At 67.0% G+C, this 18,899-nt stretch carries 17 protein-coding genes; 1 reads left to right on the plus strand and 16 read right to left on the minus strand.

Features of this window, described 5'->3' with window-relative positions; translation table 11 throughout:
* Positions 1–73: 73 nt before the first annotated feature.
* The 8 genes from tatC to argS are packed head-to-tail and all read right to left on the minus strand — an operon-like array spanning position 74 to position 6,408.
* Positions 74–838, minus strand: a complete 765-nt coding sequence (tatC, locus tag ACLB0R_RS00325; RefSeq protein ID WP_416641161.1) for a twin-arginine translocase subunit TatC — start codon at positions 836–838, stop codon at positions 74–76.
* The gene (locus ACLB0R_RS00330; RefSeq protein ID WP_416641163.1) at positions 835–1,227 is read right to left on the minus strand and encodes a twin-arginine translocase subunit TatB; all 393 of its coding nucleotides are present in this window, start codon (positions 1,225–1,227) and stop codon (positions 835–837) included. The genes tatC and ACLB0R_RS00330 overlap by 4 nt, the downstream gene beginning before the upstream one ends.
* A gap of 39 nt (positions 1,228–1,266) precedes the next feature.
* Positions 1,267–1,509 carry a twin-arginine translocase TatA/TatE family subunit gene (locus ACLB0R_RS00335; protein WP_416641165.1) on the minus strand — a complete coding sequence of 81 codons (243 nt, stop codon included), beginning with the start codon at positions 1,507–1,509 and terminating at the stop codon, positions 1,267–1,269.
* A 28-nt stretch (positions 1,510–1,537) separates the two neighbouring features.
* Positions 1,538–2,179 carry an SMC-Scp complex subunit ScpB gene (gene scpB / locus ACLB0R_RS00340; RefSeq protein ID WP_416641166.1) on the minus strand — a complete coding sequence of 214 codons (642 nt, stop codon included), beginning with the start codon at positions 2,177–2,179 and terminating at the stop codon, positions 1,538–1,540.
* On the minus strand, positions 2,176–2,907 hold the full coding sequence (locus tag ACLB0R_RS00345; protein WP_416641167.1) for a segregation and condensation protein A: 732 nt from the start codon (positions 2,905–2,907) through the stop codon (positions 2,176–2,178). Before ACLB0R_RS00345 ends, scpB begins: the two co-directional genes overlap by 4 nt.
* Before the next feature lie 48 nt (positions 2,908–2,955).
* A complete protein-coding gene (locus tag ACLB0R_RS00350) occupies positions 2,956–3,966 on the minus strand; it encodes a glycoside hydrolase family 3 N-terminal domain-containing protein (RefSeq protein ID WP_416641168.1) in 1,011 nt (336 codons plus the stop codon).
* A 19-nt stretch (positions 3,967–3,985) separates the two neighbouring features.
* Complete coding sequence (locus ACLB0R_RS00355; RefSeq protein ID WP_416641170.1) at positions 3,986–4,681, minus strand: SPOR domain-containing protein; 696 nt, start codon at positions 4,679–4,681, stop codon at positions 3,986–3,988.
* Complete coding sequence (gene argS, locus ACLB0R_RS00360) at positions 4,681–6,408, minus strand: arginine--tRNA ligase (protein ID WP_416641172.1); 1,728 nt, start codon at positions 6,406–6,408, stop codon at positions 4,681–4,683. Before argS ends, ACLB0R_RS00355 begins: the two co-directional genes overlap by 1 nt.
* 114 nt (positions 6,409–6,522) lie before the next feature.
* Between argS and ACLB0R_RS00365 the strand changes: the two genes are divergently transcribed.
* A complete protein-coding gene (locus tag ACLB0R_RS00365; protein ID WP_416641174.1) occupies positions 6,523–7,755 on the plus strand; it encodes a glutamate carboxypeptidase in 1,233 nt (410 codons plus the stop codon).
* Between the two features lie 144 nt (positions 7,756–7,899).
* On the opposite strand, the gene ACLB0R_RS00370 is transcribed toward ACLB0R_RS00365, so the two are convergent.
* The 8 genes from ACLB0R_RS00370 to ACLB0R_RS00405 all read right to left on the minus strand — a co-directional run bounded on the left by ACLB0R_RS00370 (position 7,900) and on the right by ACLB0R_RS00405 (position 18,770).
* Positions 7,900–9,048, minus strand: a complete 1,149-nt coding sequence (locus tag ACLB0R_RS00370) for a DUF1501 domain-containing protein (protein ID WP_416641176.1) — start codon at positions 9,046–9,048, stop codon at positions 7,900–7,902.
* Between the two features lie 2 nt (positions 9,049–9,050).
* Complete coding sequence (locus tag ACLB0R_RS00375; protein ID WP_416641177.1) at positions 9,051–10,619, minus strand: DUF1800 domain-containing protein; 1,569 nt, start codon at positions 10,617–10,619, stop codon at positions 9,051–9,053.
* Positions 10,620–10,700: 81 nt separating this feature from the next.
* Complete coding sequence (locus ACLB0R_RS00380) at positions 10,701–11,867, minus strand: deoxyguanosinetriphosphate triphosphohydrolase (RefSeq protein WP_416641179.1); 1,167 nt, start codon at positions 11,865–11,867, stop codon at positions 10,701–10,703.
* Complete coding sequence (locus ACLB0R_RS00385; RefSeq protein ID WP_416641180.1) at positions 11,864–13,855, minus strand: tetratricopeptide repeat protein; 1,992 nt, start codon at positions 13,853–13,855, stop codon at positions 11,864–11,866. Before ACLB0R_RS00385 ends, ACLB0R_RS00380 begins: the two co-directional genes overlap by 4 nt.
* Before the next feature lie 167 nt (positions 13,856–14,022).
* The gene (ftsZ, locus tag ACLB0R_RS00390; RefSeq protein ID WP_416641182.1) at positions 14,023–15,522 is read right to left on the minus strand and encodes a cell division protein FtsZ; all 1,500 of its coding nucleotides are present in this window, start codon (positions 15,520–15,522) and stop codon (positions 14,023–14,025) included.
* A gap of 122 nt (positions 15,523–15,644) precedes the next feature.
* Positions 15,645–16,907: a cell division protein FtsA gene (gene ftsA / locus ACLB0R_RS00395; RefSeq protein ID WP_416641184.1), complete on the minus strand. Its 1,263-nt coding sequence runs from the start codon at positions 16,905–16,907 to the stop codon at positions 15,645–15,647.
* Positions 16,908–16,911: 4 nt separating this feature from the next.
* Positions 16,912–17,850, minus strand: a complete 939-nt coding sequence (locus ACLB0R_RS00400; protein ID WP_416641186.1) for a cell division protein FtsQ/DivIB — start codon at positions 17,848–17,850, stop codon at positions 16,912–16,914.
* Positions 17,847–18,770, minus strand: a complete 924-nt coding sequence (locus tag ACLB0R_RS00405) for a D-alanine--D-alanine ligase (protein ID WP_434953649.1) — start codon at positions 18,768–18,770, stop codon at positions 17,847–17,849. The genes ACLB0R_RS00400 and ACLB0R_RS00405 overlap by 4 nt, the downstream gene beginning before the upstream one ends.
* Positions 18,771–18,899: the final 129 nt, after the last annotated feature.

Genomic DNA, 18,899 nt, shown 5'->3' on the forward strand with positions numbered 1-18,899 from the left:
ACGAACAAGGCCCGGGTGCGTCGAACCCTCCCCCCCCCCGGTAGCGCGCCCGGGCCTTATATCTCTCAGAAAATCAGGTGGTTTCCAGGGTAGCGTCGGCATTGCCGCGCCGCCGCTCGGTGAACCAGATACCGATCAGCGCGAGTTCGTAGAGCACGCATAGCGGCAGCGCGAGCAGCAGCATCGATCCCGCATCCGGCGGCGCCAGAATGAGCGCGATGCCGAAATTGCCGACGACCGCATACCGCCGCGCGCCCACCAGCTGCTTGCGCGTAACGATGCCGGCGCGTTCGAGCAGCATCAGCAGGATCGGCATCAGGAACGCGATGCCAAAGCCAAACAGAAACTGCATCATGAAATCGAGATAGGCGTCAACAGCCGGCAAGGCCTCGCGCTGAACGCCGCCAACATCCCCTTGAAAGCTCAAGAGAAAATGTAGCGCTGCCGGCACCGCCACGAAATACGCCATCGCCGCCCCGGTGCAGAAAAGCACTGGCGTCGCAAACAGGAACGGCAGCAGCGCCTTCTTTTCCTTGCGGTAGAGCCCCGGTGCCACAAACTGCCAGAGCTGGTTGGCGATCACCGGGAAGGCACACATCAGCCCCGCGAAGAAAGCCACCTTCAGGTTCACGAAGAAAGCGTCGAACGGCCGTGTATAGATGAGCTTGTGCAGCCCGGCATGCAGTCCCGGCCGGACCAAGATTGCCAGGATGTCCTCGGCGAAGACGTAGCAGAGAATGCAACTCACCAGCAGCGCGAGCAGCGAGCGGATCAGGCGCGTGCGCAGCTCGATCAGATGGTCGAGCAGCGGCGCGCGGCTATCGTCGATATCCCTCACGGTTGTTCGGCGCCGGACTGCGCCTCGGCAGTAGGCGCCGGCGCGACCTTGGGCTTGGCGACCATGAGTGGCTTGGCGTCGCCAGCGCCCTCATCGGTCGGCTCGCCAGCGACATTGGCCTCGGCAAGCTCCTCATGCGCCAGCATCGGCGTTGAGGGATGCTCACGCATGATGCGGTCATTCTCGGCCGCCCAACGCGCTTCGATTTCCTTCAGTTCGGAGTCGCGAATGATGTCGTCAAACCCGGCGCGAAACTGGCGCGCCACGCCCCGCGCCTTGCCGACCCAATAGCCCGCCACCCGCATCGCCTTGGGCAGATCCTTGGGCGGAATGACGATCAGCGCCACCGTGCCCAGCAAGAGCAGCTCGGATGGGGCAACATCAAACACGGCGAACCGCCCTCGGCTTAAGCATGGCTGGCGACGAAATCAGCGCTCGTCGCGCACCGGCGTCGCTTCCTTGTCGAAGGCAGGCGCAGGCTCGGCGCGCTTGGCTTCGAGCAGGCTGGGGTCGCGCGGCCGCGCGGTCTCGTCCTCCTCGGCCATGCCCTTCTTGAACTGCTTGATGCCCTTGGCGACATCACCCATCAGGTTGGAAAAACGGCCGCCACCCAGCACCAGCACGAGGATGCCGCCGAAGATGAGCCAGTGAACCAGGCTGAAACTGCCCATTACCAATACTCCCAGAAGAACTGCCTATTTAGACCCGATCGTCAGCGTTTTCCACCTCCGCGTCGTCCTCGGCCTCTTCTCTTACGTTATCGGCGTCCGCATCGTTACCGGCGTCGGGCAAGGCATGCTCCAAAGCGAGGTCGACCGGGTCGAGCAAACCCGCCGCGCGCAGGTCGTCAATCCCCGGCAAATCGCGCCGGCTGGCGAGGCCGAAATGGCCGAGAAACTCCGCCGTCGTCGCATAAGTCAACGGCCGGCCGGGTACTTCCCTTCGGCCAGCGGGGCGCACCCAGCCGGCTTCCATCAGCACATCGAGCGTGCCCTTGGAAATCTGCACGCCGCGAATGGCCTCGATTTCGGCGCGGGTGACCGGCTCGTGATACGCGATGATCGCCAGCGTCTCGACCGCCGCGCGGCTCAGCTTGCGCGGCTCCTCGCGATCGCGGCGAAGCAGATGGGCGAGATCGGCCGCGGTCTGGAAATGCCAGCGCTCGCCACGCCGCACGAGGCTGATGCCGCGCCCGGCATAATCGGTTTCCAGTTGCGCCAGCGCGCCGCGGACATCCGCCTCGGCGCCGAGATGCGCGCGCATCGCATCGATCGTCAGCGGCTCGCCGGCGGCGAACAGCAGCGCTTCCACCGCGCGGACGAGATCGTCGGGCGGCGTCATGCGAGCGCCTTCAGGTACAGCGGCGCGAAGGGCGATTTCTGGCGGAGTTCCACCCTGCCTTGCCGCGCCAGTTCCAGCGCGGCGAGAAAGCTCGATGCCAGCGCCGATTTGCGGAACGCGCCCGCCGCGCCATCGGGGAGGAAAGTCTCGATCGTCGTCCAGTCGACCGCGCTGCCGACAAGGCGCGAAACACGCTCGATCGCGGCTTCAAGCGTCATCACTGGTCGGCGCGACACGACATGGAGCACGGGCCGGGTGCGCGCGCTGACTCGGCCATAAGCCGCGATCAGGTCATAAATCTCCGCCTGCCACACCGCCTTGCGCACCGTGCGCAGCCCTTCCGGCGCACCACGCGCGAACACATCGCGCCCCAGCCGGTCACGCGCCATCAGCCGCGCGCCTGCTTCGCGCATCGCGTTCAGCCGCTCGAGCCGCAGCTGGAGGCGCAGCGCCAGTTCCTCGGGGCTCGGCTCGACCTCCGGGTCGCGCGGCAGCAGCAGCGCCGATTTGAGGTAGGCGAGCCACGCCGCCATCACCAGATAATCGGCGGCGACTTCAAGCTTCAGCGCGCGCGCCTGCTCGACATAGACGAGATACTGATCGACCAGCGCGAGGATCGAAATCGCGCGCAAATCGACCTTCTGCGTCCGCGCCAGCGCAAGCAGCAAGTCGAGCGGCCCTTCCCACCCGTCGATATCCAGCGTCAGCGTGTCGTCGGCGTCGTTCATGAGACCAGCCACGCTACACGATTGGCGGCGCGCGCCAAGAGCGGCTGCTTATCCTGCAAGCGCGAGCAGATCGTCGCGCTTGGCGATGAGGTCGGCGAGATCGCCTTCGGGTGCCTTGCCGGCAATCGTCGCCATCGCGCGATCGAGCCGAGCCTTACCCGCCCCATCGATCTCGCCGAGCCGATTGGCGATATCCGCCATCTCGTCCATCCGCGCCCAGCAATCGAGCACCAGATCGCACCCCGCCGCGATCGCGCCCGCCGCCTTGTCGCCGGCGCTGCCGGAGAGCGCCTTCATGTCGATGTCGTCGGTCATCAGCAGCCCGTCAAAGCCGATCCGCCGGCGGATGATGTCGTTGACGATGATCGGCGAGAGCGTCGCTGGGCGCTCTTTGTCCCAGGCCTCGAAGATGATGTGCGAGGTCATCCCCATCGGCGCGTCCTTGAGCGCGATGAAGGGGGCAAGGTCGATTTGGAGATCCTCGGCCGGCGCGGCGACAGTGGGCAGATGGTGGTGCGGATCGACGACCGCACGGCCATAACCGGGCAAATGCTTGACGACACCGACGACACCGCCGCGCCGCAGGCCATCGAGCGCTGCTCGTCCCATCGCCGCGACGCGCATCGGCTCGCTGCCGTACAATCGGCACCCAATCGCTTCGGTCGTGTCGGGTTGCGCGACATCGAGCAGCGGCATGCAATCGACATTGATGCCGACCTCGCTCAAGGTGAGCGCAATCGCTTGAGCATTCACCCGCGCTGCCTCGATCGCGGAAATCGGCGCCACCTCGTAGAGCCGGTCGAACGCCGGCCCGGCAGGGAACGCGGGCCATTCGGGCGGCGCCATCCGCTGAACCTTGCCGCCTTCCTGATCGATCAGGATCGGCACATCATCCCGGCCCATCAGCGCTCGCACGGCATCGGTCAGCGCGCGGACCTGCTCGCGATTGTCGATGTTACGCCGGAACAGGATGAACCCGACCGGCTGGGCTTCGCGGAAGAACGCCGCTTCATCAACGGAGAGCGACAGGCCGGCCAGGCCGAAGATGACGGGCTTCATGCGCTGGCGCTAGCCAGCATCAGGGGATGAAACAAGCCTCGCCGGCAACCTTCAGCTTGTCGCACAGGTCGGACGCGGCGCCGGCACTGCCCGCGTTGACGCGCAGGCGAAAGACGGTGCGACCGCCGACGATCGCCGGCTCGACCGATTTGCCGAGCGGCGCCAGATAGGCAAAGCGCTTGGCCTGCGCGGCCCAGGCCTTGTTGGCTTCCGCCTCGCTCGGGAACGAGCCGAGCTGGACCACCGCGCCCTTGCCGCCCGACGCCGGGGTGACGGCAGGCTTGGGCTGATCTTTGGGTTTGGCGGTGTCGGCGGGCTTGGCGCTTGGCGTCGCCGTGGGCGCTGCGCTCTTCGGGGCCACAACCGGCGCCTCGGGCATTGCCTTCATGTCGATCTGCGCGTTGCCGTCGGTCTTGCCTTCGCTCGTCGCGAACGCGGTATCGCCCTGGCCTTCGACCTTCATCCCGCCAGGATCGTCAGGGCGAACCTTATAATCGCCTTCCTGCGCCTGGATGAGTTCGCCGGAGCCGGGTTTGGCGTGATGCTGCTGATACCAATAGACGCCGTAAACGATCGCGCCGACGACCGCGAGGCTCAGCAAGACGAACAGGACGGTGCGGAAGACCGAAGGCCCCGCCGAATAATCCTCGTCAACCGTCTCCAGCCAGGGGAGCCGATCTTCGTCGCCAAGCTCGAACTCGCCCGACGTCGCCATCAATTCATCTCCTGAACAGCCTCAACACCCATTATCGCAAGGCCGTTACGAATTATTTGCCCTATCGCACGAGCGAGGAAAAGACGCGCCGCTGTCATCCCCGCGTCATCGGGCAGCAAGAAACGGCGATCGGGGCGATCATTGCCGACATTCCATTGCGCGTGGAACGCTGCCGCCAAGTCATAGAGATAAAAGGCAATCCGGTGCGGCTCGCGTTGCGCGGCCGCGCCTTCCACCACGCGCGGGAACTGCGCGGCGAGCTTCACCAGCGCCAGGTCCTCCGTATCAAGCCGGGACAGATCGGCAGCATCGGCGCTCAACCCCGCCTCCGCCGCGCGCCGGCCGAGCGAGGCGATTCGGGCATGGGCATATTGCACGTAAAAGACCGGATTGTCCTTCGACGCTTCAACGACCTTGGCGAAATCGAAGTCCATCTGCGCGTCGGCCTTGCGCGTCAGCATGGTGAAGCGGACGACGTCCTTGCCGACCTCGCGCACCACATCGGCGAGCGTCACGAAATTGCCGGCGCGCTTCGACATCTTCACCGGCTCACCGGCGCGGAGCAGCCGCACCATCTGAACGAGCTTGACGTCGAAGCGCATCTTGCCGCCGGTTAGCGCCGCGACCGCCGCCTGGATGCGCTTGACCGTGCCGGCATGGTCCGCGCCCCAAATGTCGATCAGCTGATCGGCCGACTGCGCTTTCTGGTAATGATAAGCGAGATCGGCGCCGAAATAGGTCCATTGCCCGTTCGATTTCTTGATCGGGCGGTCCTGATCGTCGCCGAACTCGGTCGAGCGAAAAAGCGGCAGCTCGACCGGCTCCCAATCCTCGGGCGTCTCGCCTTTGGGCGCTTCGAGCACGCCATCATAGACCAGCCCCCGCGCGCGCAACTCGGCCTCGGCGGCTTCGGGCTTGCCGGCGGCCTGAAGCTCGGCCTCGGACGAGAACAGGTCGTGATGGATGCCGAGCAGGGCGAGATCGGCCTTGATCAGCTCGATCATCGCCGCGACCGCGCGGGTGCGGAACAGCGCGAGCCACTCATCCTCGGGCGCGGCCGCGTAGCGATCGCCAAATTCCGCCGCCAACGCTTCACCGACCGGCACGAGATAATCGCCGGGGTAAAGCCCCGACGGAATCTCGCCAATCTCCTCGCCCAGAGCTTCACGGTAGCGAAGGTGGACCGATCGCGCGAGCACATCGACCTGCCCGCCCGCATCGTTGACATAATATTCGCGGATAACCTTGTGCCCGGCGAATTCGAGCAGGCTGGCAAGCGCATCGCCGACTACCGCGCCGCGACAATGGCCCATATGCATCGGGCCGGTCGGGTTGGCGGAGACATATTCGACGTTGACCGTCGGCCGCGAGCCGGCAGGCGTGCGGCCATAATTGTCGCCGTCATCGAGGATGGTGCTGAGCTCGCCCCGCCAGACATCGTCGGCGAGCGTCAGGTTGATGAAGCCCGGTCCGGCGATCGCGACGTTGGTGACGCCCTCCACCGTGCGCAACTCGGCCGCAATCTTCTCGGCAAGCGCGCGCGGATTTGTGCTTGCCGGCTTGGCGAGCACCATCGAGGCGTTGGTGGCGAGATCGCCATGGCTCGCGTCGCGCGGCGGCTCGACCGTCACGTTGGCGCGATCGAGCCCGGCCGGCAGGTCCCCAGCGGCAACAAGGCGATCGAGCGCGGCATCGAGATGCGCGGCGAAGCGGGCGTACAGCGTCATGGTGGCGGCGCTTAGCCGATGATCGGCGCAATCGCAAAGCGGCGCTCAGGCCCGCTTGACTCGCGCGCCGCGCCTCGGCACGCCCAGCGCCGCAACCAAAATCGGGGGATGTTCATGAAGCTGCACCGTATCGCCGCCCTCGCGCTGGCCACTGCCGCCGCGCCGCTTGCCGCCAAGAACAATCCGGTGATGGCAGCGGCGGAAGCGGCGCGCGCGGAACAGCTCAAGCTCCTGGAAACCCTGGTCAACATCGACTCGGGCACGGGTGATGTCGCCGGCGGCACCAAGGTGCAGGCAATCGTCGCCGAGCGGCTGCGCGGGCTGGGCCTGACGGTGCGGACGGTACCCGCCGAAGCGCCCGGCCTGCCCGACAATCTCGTCGCGACGATCAGCGGCAAGGGCAAGGGCCGTATCCTGATGATCGGCCACATCGACACGGTGTTCGAGCCCGGCACCGCCGCGCAGCGCCCCTTCCACATCGACGGCGACCGCGCGACCGGCCCCGGTGTCGGCGACGAAAAAGGCGGCGTGGTCGAGGGGATCACCGCGCTCACCCTGCTCAAACAACTGAACTTCCACGATTATAAGTCGATCACGTTCCTCGTCGAAACCAGCGAGGAACGCGGCTCGCCCGGCACGCGCAAGCTGATCGACGAGCTGGTGCGCGAGGCCGATGTCGAACTCAATCTGGAACCCGGCCAGCCCGGCGGCGCGATCACCGTGTGGCGCAAGGGCTCGACGAGCTTCACGATCTCAGTCAAGGGCCGCCCGGCCCATGCCGGCGTCGATCCCCAGAACGGTCGCAATGCCGCTTATGAGTTGATCCACCAGCTCCAGCTGGCCGATAGCCTGCCCAAGACCGGCGATGGGGTGACCGCCAACCTGACGATCCTGAAGGCTGGATCGCGCTACAACATCATTCCGGAAGACGCGCAAGCGATCATCAACGTTCGAGTCCGCACCAAGGCGCAGGGCGAGGAGGTCACTGCCCTGCTCGACCGCAATGCGCAAAACACGCTGATCCCGGACACGCGTGTCACCGTGACGCACGATGTGTCCTTCCCGCCGCTGCCGAACAACCCGGCGACCGATGCGCTGGCAGCGACCGCCGACCGCGTCGCGGCGGAGATCGGCCTGAAGCTGCCGCATGGCGGCAATGGCGGCGCGTCTGAATCGGCGCTGGCTTATGAAGGCGGCATCGCCGCGCTTGACGGGCTCGGCCCGATCATCTGGTACGCCCATTCGGAGCGCGAATATATCGAGCTGCCGAGCTTGACGCCGCGCCTGTACGTGCTGACGCGCCTGCTGATGGAGCTGGGCAAGAGCCCGCCGGCGCGGTTGAAATAAAAATCCTCCCCTGCAAGGGGAGGGGGACCATCGCAAAGCGATGGTGGAGGGGTTGGGTTGCGCACCGCAACCAAGTGCAGCGAGGTCCGCTACCCCTCCGTCAGGCTACGCCTGCCACCTCCCCTTCCAGGGGAGGATTGGATACTAGACCAGCCCCTCGATCGCGCGCGCGTTGGTGGCGCCGGGGAACAGAGTCGGCATCACCCGGCCGGGATCGACCGCGAAGTGGCTTGAAACGGCGCCGCCGATCAGCCCGTCAAGCGACGTCGTCGGCTTCAAGTCGCGGCCCTCGAATAAGGCGCCCTGAGCCAGCCCGGGCCAATCGGCCAAGACGCGGCCGCCGCGCACCGCGCCGCCGAGCAGCATGGCGCACGATGCCGTGCCGTGATCGGTGCCACCGGTGCCGTTGACTGCCGCGGTGCGGCCGAACTCAGTCGCGACGACCACCAGCGTATTCGCCCAGAGCGGCCCCAGCCCATCCTTGAGCGACGCGATCAGGCCGTCCAGGCCCTTTAGCTGCGCCGCGAGCCGGCCGCGCTGGCCGGCATGCGTGTCCCAGCCGCCCGTCTCGATCATCGCGATCCGCGCGCCGTTCGTCGGGCTGAGCAGCTTGGCGGCTAGCACGCCAGTCGACGCGCCCCCCTGGCCGTTGTTCGCGGTGAGATCGCCGGCGAGGCTGCGCGTGCTCATCGCCTCGGTCCACAGGCCATGGAGCTGCGTATCGCCCTCATACAGCGTCGTCACGCGCTGGATCAGGTCGTCGCTGGCCTGGGGCAAGTTGGATGGCGCGTAGGAATCGACATCGTGCGGCCCGCGCAGCGCCATCGGCACCGTCGCCGAAATCGCCATCGCCCGCGCCTCGTCGGCGGGCAGCAGGCCGAGCAGCCGGTTCATCCAGCCATCATTGACTTGAAAGGCAGCCGCCGCCCCTGTCTCGAGCACATTCTGCCCATCGAAATGCGATCGATCGCGATACGGCGAGGCAACGGCGTGCGCGAAAATCGCCTGGCGCTGCTGATAGAGATTGCTCAGCGTCACCAGATTGGGGTGCAGCGTGAACATGCCGTTGAGCTTGACGCCGGTGGCGAAATCGTCCGCGAACGGGCCGCGCAAGCCGGCGAACGCGGGATCACCCATTGGCGCCAGCGTGCCCAGCCCATCGGCGGCGCCGCGCTGGATGATGAAGACGAAGCGACGCTCGGTCGCCGCGCGGGCAAAGGCGATGCGGGGGGCAAGGCCTAGCGCCAGGGTAGCGGCGCCACCACGGACAAGGAAAGAACGACGATCGAGCATGATTACCTCCGCATCGCTTCGGGAGAGACTAACAGCAGCGCCAGCGCCTGCTGCGGGCTATCGGCCTGCGCGATCGCCTGCTTGGTGGCCGCGCTGAGGCCGCCGGGATAAAGCCTGTTCGCCAGCGCGCGCGCATCGACCGTCGCGCCTGCCTTGGCCGCCATCCGTTCGGCCGCCTCGACGCGACGCATCACCGCGTCAGCGCCGGCCCAGGTCGCGTTGAGGTCTTCATACCCCGCCGGCGAGCCGGGCCGCCAAACGGGCTGGCCGAGCTGCTGCACCATGCCGGTAAATTGCTGCGCCGGCACGTCCTTCACTTGCAGCGCCCGGAACGACGCAACCGACCACTCCCACGGCGAACGGAACTTGGTCGGCACCTCGACCCAGAGCTCGGGCGCATCGACCAGTACCCGGTACATCGCGGGGAGATGGCCGCCGGTCTGCAGGTAGCAGGTGCGCAACCGATCGACCAAGGCGGGCGGCGGTGTATCGCCGGCGAAATGGCGGGCGAGCTTGGTCGCGATGTGCGTCGCGGTCGCCGGGTGCGCGACGAGATCGTCGATCACTGCCTGCGCCTGGCGTTCGCCCGACTGGCCATAGCGCTTGCCCATGATCGTCCGCGTGCCGGGCTCGTGCGTCGCATCGACGAAGGTGAACTCGCCGGGATTGTCGTTGATGCCGAGGAGCTTGGCATAGGGCCCGCGCGCCAGGCCGGAAATGCTCCAGCCGGTCATTGCGCGAGCGAATTCGGTGACGTCGGCCTGCGTATAACCGGTGCGCACGCCGAGCGTGTGCAGCTCCATGATCTCGCGCGCGAGATTCTCGTTCAGGCCAGGGCGGCGACCATTGGGCCGATTGGCGGCGCGTTCGCCGACCATCGAATTAGGGCCGATCGACTGCGCCTGATCGAGATAAAGCAGCATCGCCGGGTGGCGCTCGACCGCGTTGACCATCTGGCCGAAGGTGGCGAGCACATGCGGGCGGATCGCTTCGAATTCGAGCAGGCCGGCCATGCCAATCGTCGTCAGCTTGTCGGCCGAGACGGCGAAGTGGTTCGCCCAGAAATGCACCATCCGCTCGACGAACGGCGTGTCGGTGCCGACAGCGACCTGGCCGCGCGCGCCGACCGCGGCGACATAGTTGTTGCGGCTTTCCTGCCCGATAAAGCGCCGCAGCTCCTGCTTGGCGGTCTGTTCGGGCGTTTCGCCGGGTGCGGGAGCCGGGGGCTTGGGCGGCGGCGGCGGCGGCGCCGAGGTTGCCGCCATCAACAGGTCTAGGCCCCCCGTCGGGCCTTTGGGGATGACGGGCGTGATCGCCACTGTCGATGCCGCCATGGTTACCCGCGCCGGGGTTCCACCATTGGCCGCTTGGGTGAACGCCTTGTTGCGCTCCAGATAATCGGCGAGCTCCTGCGCGATCTGGGCGCGGCCCGGCAGTGCGGCGATCGGCGCGGGGCGCGGATCGAACCGGTCGAACTGGGCAATCAGCCAGCGATGCGGCTCCTCGGGCAGCGGCTGATCGGGCCGCGTGCCAAGGCCGAAACGATTGAGCGCGATGCTGGTAGCGGACACTCGCAATGCCTTTCATCAGCTTGCCCTGGCGCCACCCTTAATGGCAGCCGCCGGATGTTCAGCCGATTAACGGCGGCGGTGTCAAAAGCCTTCGGGCAAATCGAGCGGGCCGACCACCTCGCGATAGCGCGCGATGGCGTAGCGATCGGTCATGCCGGCGATGAAATCGGCAATGTGGCGACTGCGCCAGGGGTCGCTCTCGGGCAGTCGCTTGTGCCAGTCATCGGGAAGCCGGTCGGGCGCGTCGCGATAAGCGGCGAACAGCCCGGCGACGATGCCATGCGCGATCTCCGCTGCCGCGAGCTGATGCGGATGGTGGTAAAGCTTGGCGTACATCAGCCGCTTGAGCGTGCGCTCATGCTCGCGCATCGGCTCTGAAAAGCCGACGAGCGGCTCGGCGGCGGCGCGGACATCGTCGGCGCTCGTGATATTCCGAGCCGTCAGCCGTCGCTGCGTTTCGGCGATCACATCGGTGACCATCGCGCCAATCTGGGTGCGGACCAACTCGCTGGTCAGCCGACGCGGTTCAATGCCGGGATGTGCGCGCTCGATCTCGCCCCACAGTTCCGCGACGAACGGGATGGTCAGCAATTCGGCGAAATCGAGCAAGCCAGCGCGCAAGCCGTCATCGATATCGTGATTGTCGTAGGCGATATCGTCGGCAATCGCCGCGACCTGCGCTTCGAGCGAGGAATAACGGTTCAAATCCAGCGGGAACGCCGCATCCGCCGCCGCCAAGGCCCAACCGGGGGCTGCGACCGGGCCGTTGTGCTTGGCGAGCCCTTCGAGCGTTTCCCAGCTGAGGTTCAGGCCGTTCCAGCGCGGGTAGCAGCGCTCCATGTCCATCAGCGCGCGCAGCGTATGGCCGTTGTGATCGAAGCCGCCCTGCCCCACCAGCGCTTCAGTCAGCGCGCGCTCGCCGGCATGGCCGAAGGGCGGGTGGCCGATGTCATGCGCGAGACACAACGCCTCGGTCAGATCCTCGTTGAGACCAAGCGCGCGCGCGATCGTCCGGCCGATCTGCGCGACTTCCAGGCTGTGCGTCATCCGCACGCGGAAATGGTCGCCATCGGGCGCCATGAACACCTGAGTCTTGTGGCGCAGCCGACGGAAGCTGATCGAATGGATGATGCGATCGCGGTCGCGTTGGAAGGCATCGCGCGGGCCGCGACTGCCGACGGGTTCTTCGCGATGGAGCCGCCCGCGCGACCGCGCCGGATCCGCTGCCCAGGGTGCGCGCGCGGTCACTTGGCGTCCAGCGGATCGATCTTCTGCCCCGCCTCGCTTTCGAACACGAATGCCGAGATGCCCGATTTCGCGACGCTGTTGACGAAGTCCTGCGCATCGTCGCGCGTCTTGAACGGGCCGGTGAGCACGCGATTGGTGGCGCGTAGCGGCGTCGTCCAGCCTTTGCGGCCTTTGAACGCGGCCGGTGCCTTGGCCTTGGCGGCATTCCATGCCTTGATCAAATCACGATGATTGGCGCCGCCGGCGACCTGGACCCAGATGCGGGCCGGTTCCTTTTTCGCCGGATCATCCTTCTTCTTGGTCGGCTTGGCGTCCTTGTCGACCGGGCAGGCTGAGCTGGCTTTCGCCTTGCGAGCGGGCGTTGCTGGTTTCTTGCCATGAGCGGATTTCAACGGCGCACAATCTTCTTTGTCGGCGGCCGCACTTTTGCCGCGCGGGGGTGCAGGCTCCTTAGTCGCCTCGGCATCGGGCGCCGGCGCCGGCTTGCTCTTGACGCGCGGCGCGGGCTTCTCGGACAAGCCAGCGACGATATTGGCGAGCAAGGCATCATCGCTCCGTACCGGGCGAGATGTGGTGACAGCGGGTTGCTCCACGGGCTTAGCCGTCGCGACCGGCGTGGGAACGGCGGGCACCGGCACCGTCGGGGGCGGCGCAACGGCGGTCGCGGGCGCCGGCGGGGGAGTCGTTACCGGCGGGGCGACGATCGATTGGCCCGTCACCTCGACGTGCTCGCTCGGCCGTTCGGGAGTGCCACGGTCAACCGGAGGCGAGGCCGGAGGTGGCGCGGGCGTGACTGTCGCTGCCGTCACGGTCCTGGTCTCGATCGGCTTCACCACTGGCGGACTGACGACGGCGGGTGCGCTGACCACGGCGACCGGCGGCGGGGTTACTTTCGGCGCTGGTTGCGGGGCAGGCGTGGGATAGGCTGGCGCCGGGGTCGGCGCCGGCACCGGGCGGCTCACCTGAGGCGGCGAAGCAAGTGCCACCTCGCGCGCCGGCGGCACATTGGTATCGACCGTCACCACTTCTTCCCTGGGCGGTGGTGGCAATGGCGCGGCGGCGACCTGAACCGGCGGCGCAACCACGACCGGCGCGACGCGCTCCCGCTTGCGCCGACCCTTGGCTGCTGGCGTCGGCACCGCAGCGACGGCAACGCGCGGCGGCGCTTCTGCCGGAACGACCAGCGGCGGCAGCACGGGCGCCAGCCGCGCATCGGCGACCCGGTCAGGCGTCGCGCGCAGCTCGCCGAAATGCACCGCAAACGCCTTGTCGACGGGCGTCAACGTCGGCAGCACATAGAAGAAATGCTGGAGGCCGCTCGCCATCGCCGGCGAAAGCATCGCGTTGGCGATCTGCTCGGCGCCGGCGGGATCGCCGGTCATCGCCAGGACGAACGCGCGCACCCGCCATGCACCGCGATCGCTTTTGCGCACAAGCGGATCGAGCGCAGCGAGCGCCGCCTCGCGCTTGCCCGCAATCGCCAGCGAGAGCGCCAGGCGTCGCGTCGTCTCGTCATTCGGCGCGAGCTTCAGGGCGGCGCGATAATCCTGCTGCGCGCGCGGCTGATCCCCGACCAGATCATAAGCGAGGCCGCGGTCGCCGAGATAGTCATCGAGCGCGACACCGCGCGACGCCGATTGCGCAAACAGGCCAAGCGCTTCGCCGGGATGTTCTTCGCGCACCGCAAGCGCGGCTTTGGCAGCCAACAGGCGCGGGTCCGATGGCGCGACTTGCCCGGCGCGGCGGAAGAACGCCTCGGCTCCCGGCAAATCGCCGAGCCGCGTTGCTGCCTGCCCTGCTGCGATCAGCGCATCGAGATTTTCCGGATTGTCGGCCAACACGCGCATCTGCGCCGAGAGCATATCGGCGTCGGGATTGGCGCTCGGCGCTTGCGGTATGCCTGGCGCTGGCGCCACCTGCGCCTCAGCCAACGGCGCAGCGGCAAGCACGTTGATCAGTGCCAGCAGGCCCAGCGTTGTGCGGCGCATAACCCTATGGCCTGAAATTATGCGTGACCCCGGCGCACGGCCGGGGTGACGAGAGGGGCGCTTGATCACAATCCGCTTAAACGATGGCGCTGCCGCTAAAGCAAGGGGCTGGCGCTGGACCAATCGCCGGAGCGACTGGACCCAGCGACCAGCCTATCACCCGGGAATTACTGGTTGTTCTGGCGGTGGAGGAAACGCGGGATATCGAGCGGCTCGCGCTCGCTGTCGCTTTCTTCCTTGGCCGCGCCGCGCGTTGCGCTCGACATCCGCTCGAACAGCGTACCGCCCAGCCGCGGCTTAGGCGCAGGCGCGGGCTCTTCGGCAGCGGGCTCCGACGCGGACGTACCGGCGGCCGCCCCGGGCGAAATCCACCGGCGACGTGCGGGTGCCTCGGGCTCCGCAGGCGCATCGGCTTCCCCGGGCACGGCATTGTCGGCGCCGAGTACGAGCTCGTCATGCGCGGCGGGAGCCTCGATCTTGGTGACAGGCGGCTCGCCCGGCAGATCGCTGAACACGGGCACCGGCTGCGGCGCGGGGTCAGCGGCCGGCTCAGCTGCCACCTCGTGCTCATGCGCCGGCTCGGCGGCGTGCTCGGGCGTTTCGGGCTCGGCGGGGGCAGCAACCGGCGCTTCGACAGGGCGGCGCGGCGCGCCGAAGGTGAAGGCGCGCGCCGGCTCCGCCGCCGGCTTGGCCGCATTGGCTTCGGCATCGATGCCGGTCGCAACCACCGACACGCGGATCTTGCCTTCAAGCTCGGGATTGAACGCCGAGCCCCAGATGATGTTGGCATCTGGATCGACGAGTTCGCGGATATGATTGGCCGCCTCGTCGACTTCTAGCAGGCGCATATCCTCGCCGCCGGTGATCGAGATGATGACGCCCTTGGCGCCCCGCATGCTGACACCGTCAAGCAACGGGTTGTTGATCGCTTTCTGCGCCGCGACGAGCGCGCGGTCATCGCCCTCGGCTTCGCCGGTGCCCATCATCGCCTTACCCATTTCCTGCATCACCGAGCGAACATCGGCAAAATCGAGGTTGATGAGGCCGGGCATGACCATCAGGTCGGTGATGCCGCGCACGCCTTGCTGCAACACCTCGTCCGCCATTTCGAACGCCTGCTTGAAGGTCGTGTTGGCGTTGGCGATGAGGAACAGATTCTGGTTGGGAATGACGATCAGCGTATCGACGTACTTCTGCAGTTCCTCGATGCCCGCTTCGGCCGATTTGGCGCGGCGCGCGCCTTCGAACGAGAAGGGCTTGGTGACGACGCCCACGGTCAAAATGCCCATGTCGCGCGCTGCCTTGGCGATGACGGGGGCAGCACCCGTGCCGGTGCCGCCGCCCATGCCGGCGGCAATGAAGCACATATGCGCACCTTCCAGCGTCTTGGCGATCGACTCGATCGTCTCTTCGGCTGCGGCGCGACCGATTTCGGGCCGCGAGCCCGCGCCCAGGCCTTGCGTTATCTTCGCACCCAGCTGAATGCGCTGCCCCGCGGTCGATTGCTTCAGCGCCTGCGCATCGGTGTTGGCGACGCAGAAATCGACGCCCTGCACGTCCGCGCGCATCATGTTGCCGATGGCGTTGCCGCCTGCCCCGCCGACGCCGATCACCGCGATGCGCGGCTTCAGCTCATCCACTTCGGGAGGAAGAAATTCGATGCTCATCACCCAGTCTCCACACGCCCCCGCTGCCTGGCCAATGATCGGCGGGCAGCACCGTTATCGCTGTTCTGCACCAAGCGTTGAGGCGATCCTAGCCCCCATCGCCATTTCAGTGTCGCATTTTCTTAATAATTCGCCCGGAACGCCTGGATCAGGCGCCGGATCGAGGCGAAACCGGCCGGGCGGATGACTTGTTGATGGTCAAACGCCACCGCGCGCAGATCGACCGGGTTGGACGCAGCATATTGGGCGAGCCCCGCCAGCGTCGCGAAGGCCGGCCCGCTATGCGCATCGGGCAGCGCGGTCAGCCGGCGCGGACGCCCGACGCGCACCGCGCGACCCAGCGCCGCCTGCGCATAATCGGCGATGCCCTTCAATTCCGCGCCGCCGCCGGTCAGCACGACCTGGCGCCCGACCGGGCCATCAAAGCCGAGATCGGCGAGCGCTTTGCGGATTTCGTTCATCAGATGGTCGAGCCGCTGGCGAATGACCGCGATCAGCTGCGCGCGGGTGATGCGCGATGCTTCACCCGACTCCTCGTCGACCGAGATCGGCGCGACGTCGATCATGTCGTGATTGTCGCGCGGCGTGGCGTTGGCCGAGCCGTAGAAGCACTTCATCCGCTCGGCCTCGGCGCGGCGCGTGCCGAAGGCGCTGGCGATATCATCGGTAATGTCGGCGGCGCCGATTGGAATCGAGGTCAAGCCGACCAGCATGCCGCCCGCGAACAGCGAGACGTTGGTGATGCCCGCGCCCAGCTCGACCAACGCGACGCCGAGCTCGCGCTCCTCATCGGACAGGCACGCGAGCCCGGTTGCCACCGGCGCTGCGATGATCGACTTCACATCGAGATGCGCCGAGCGCACGCACAGATCGAGATTGCGCACCGGCGACCCGTCCGCGGCGACGACATGGATATGGACGCCGAGCCGGTCGGCATGGAGCCCGAGCGGGTTCTTCACGCCGGTCAGCCCGTCAAGCGTGTAGAGCGTCGGCTGCGCGTGCAGCACCATGCGCCCCTGGGGGTCGATCGACTCACGCCCGGCGCGCAGCAGATCGTCGATATCGGCCTGCTCGATGCGGTGCCCGCCCAGCTCGACCTCTACCGAGGCAACATCGCTCACCAGCCCGCCCGCCGAAAAGCCGACCCAGACATTCTCGATATTGAGGCCCGCGATCCGCTCCGCCTGCTCGACCGCTTCGCGCACCGCCGATTCGGTCGCCTGCATATCGGCGATATAGCCGCGCTTGACGCCGCGGCTCTCGCGCTGGCCCGTGCCGAGCACGACCAGTTCGCCGCCATCGGCCCTTTGCGCGATCAGCGCCGAGACTTTGGACGAGCCGATGTCGATCGCGGTAATCAGTCCCTCGGGTGCTGCCTTGGCCATGTCGTTAGCCCTCCCTGCCCTGGTCGTCGGTTGCGAACGTCGTGGTGGTCAAGCCGCCGGCGCCGCCAATCGGCGCGGTGCTGCCGGCCGCGTGCAGGACTTCCAGGCTCGGCTTGCGCGCGACGAGCCGGCTCGGGTCGCGCATGTCGAAGCGCACCCAGCCCTTGCCGAGCAGCGAGCGCGAGCCATCAAGCTCGGCGAATTTGATCAGTGCCTTTTCGGGCTCTTCTTCGGGCAGCGCGAGGGTTTCGCCGGTCTGGAACAGCAAGTTCCAGCGGCGATTGCCCACCCAGGTCGCCGCGCGCACCAGGGGCTTCAGCGCCGGCGCCTGAGCGAGCAGCGCGCGATAATCGGGGTTGCGCCAATTGGCGCCCTCGCCGATCAGCAGCGGCAAGTCGGGCGCATCCTCGGGCTTGATCTGCTGGAGCGGCCGGCCATCTGCATCGACCAATTGCAGCGCGCCATGGTTCTGCCAGATCGCCGCCGGCGTACGCTCGACGATGTTGATGACGAGCTTGTTGGGCAAGCGCCGGCTGACTTGCGCATCCGCGACCCAGGGCTGGCCGAGCAGCCGCTGGCGCACCGCGGCGACATCGACCAGCGGCATCGCGCGCGATTGCTGGTCGAGCGCTGCCGTATAGACGCTCATCGCGTTGACGTGGTGCGTGCCGGTCACCTCGATACCATCGACGCGGAAGCCCGCCCTGCCGATCTGCTCTGCCGCCGCCACCGCCGCTGCTTGCGGCACGCCGAAGAAGAACGCCGCGCCAGTCGCGCCGCCGATCAACAACGTCATCATCGCTGCGGTCGACAAGCGGCGCAGCGTTGCTTCACTCACCGGCAGTGAAGCGACGACCTTGTCGAGCGTCGATGGCTGGCGCTTGGCCTTGGTTTTGCGGCGCGGCGTTGGCCGCTGAGCGGTGCGTTTGAGCGATCGGCTCATGTCAGCGCCTCATCGATGATCATCTGGACGAGTTGCGGGTAATCGATGCCGAGATGCTTCGCCTGCTCGGGCACCAAGCTGAGCGGCGTCATGCCGGGCTGGGTGTTGACCTCGAGCAGGAAAAGCCCCTCGACGCCCTGATTGTCATCCCAGCGGAAATCGGCGCGACTGCACCCCTTGCAGCCGAGCAGGCGATGCGCGTCGAGTGCGATGCGCTTGCAGGCTTCCGCGACATCATCCGGGATTTGCGCGGGGAAGATGTGCGTCGTCATCCCGTCGGTATATTTGGCGTCATAGTCGTAGAAGCCGCTTTTGGGCTGGAGTTCGGTGACGCCGAGCGCCCGGTTGCCCAGCACCGCCGTTGTCAACTCGCGGCCGCGGATGAACGGCTCGGCGAGCAATTCCTCGAATTCCCCCCACGGCCCCGCCGATCCGCGCGCAATCGGGCTGCCGTAATTGCCTTCGACCGTCACGATCGCGACGCCGACCGACGAGCCTTCATTGACGGGTTTGAGCACATAAGGGCGCGGCAGCGGATCGCGGTCGTAAAGCTCCTCGCTCTTGACCATCCGCCCACCGGGCATCGGGATGCCGTGCGGCACCAGCGCTTGTTTGGTCAGGTGCTTGTCGATCGCGATGACCGAGGTCGCCATGCCCGAATGCGTGTATTTGAGCCCCATCAGGTCGAGCATGCCCTGCACCGAGCCGTCCTCGCCCGGTGTGCCGTGCAGGGCGTTGAACACCACGTCGGGCGCCGCCTCGGCGAGCTTCAGTGCGACGTCGCGGCCCATGTCGATCGCGGTGACGCGATGGCCGAGCGTCTCAAGCGCGGCGACAACGCCCTTGCCCGAGGACAACGACACCTCGCGCTCGGCCGACCAGCCGCCCATCAGGACTGCGACGTGGAGGGGCGCTACCACAAATCCTCCCCTGCAAGGGGAGGGGGACCATGCCGCAGGCATGGTGGAGGGGTATGGTGCCATCGTGAGGGGGATACCCCTCCGTCAGCGCTGCGCGCTGCCACCTCCCCTTTCAGGGGAGGATTTGGA

Origin of the sequence: Sphingomonas sp. GlSt437, assembly GCF_048015635.2 — a bacterium.
Taxonomy (GTDB): Bacteria; Pseudomonadota; Alphaproteobacteria; order Sphingomonadales; family Sphingomonadaceae; genus Sphingomonas.

Coding starts and splice junctions, on each gene's coding strand:
- ACLB0R_RS00335 (WP_416641165.1), bottom strand. CDS start 1,509: ATGGGCAGTTTCAGCCTGGTTCACTGGCTCATCTTCGGCGGCATCCTC.
- scpB (WP_416641166.1), bottom strand. CDS start 2,179: ATGACGCCGCCCGACGATCTCGTCCGCGCGGTGGAAGCGCTGCTGTTC.
- ACLB0R_RS00345 (WP_416641167.1), bottom strand. CDS start 2,907: ATGAACGACGCCGACGACACGCTGACGCTGGATATCGACGGGTGGGAA.
- ACLB0R_RS00350 (WP_416641168.1), bottom strand. CDS start 3,966: ATGAAGCCCGTCATCTTCGGCCTGGCCGGCCTGTCGCTCTCCGTTGAT.
- ACLB0R_RS00355 (WP_416641170.1), bottom strand. CDS start 4,681: ATGGCGACGTCGGGCGAGTTCGAGCTTGGCGACGAAGATCGGCTCCCC.
- argS (WP_416641172.1), bottom strand. CDS start 6,408: ATGACGCTGTACGCCCGCTTCGCCGCGCATCTCGATGCCGCGCTCGAT.
- ACLB0R_RS00365 (WP_416641174.1), top strand. CDS start 6,523: ATGAAGCTGCACCGTATCGCCGCCCTCGCGCTGGCCACTGCCGCCGCG.
- ACLB0R_RS00370 (WP_416641176.1), bottom strand. CDS start 9,048: ATGCTCGATCGTCGTTCTTTCCTTGTCCGTGGTGGCGCCGCTACCCTG.
- ACLB0R_RS00385 (WP_416641180.1), bottom strand. CDS start 13,855: ATGCGCCGCACAACGCTGGGCCTGCTGGCACTGATCAACGTGCTTGCC.
- ftsZ (WP_416641182.1), bottom strand. CDS start 15,522: ATGAGCATCGAATTTCTTCCTCCCGAAGTGGATGAGCTGAAGCCGCGC.
- ftsA (WP_416641184.1), bottom strand. CDS start 16,907: ATGGCCAAGGCAGCACCCGAGGGACTGATTACCGCGATCGACATCGGC.
- ACLB0R_RS00400 (WP_416641186.1), bottom strand. CDS start 17,850: ATGAGCCGATCGCTCAAACGCACCGCTCAGCGGCCAACGCCGCGCCGC.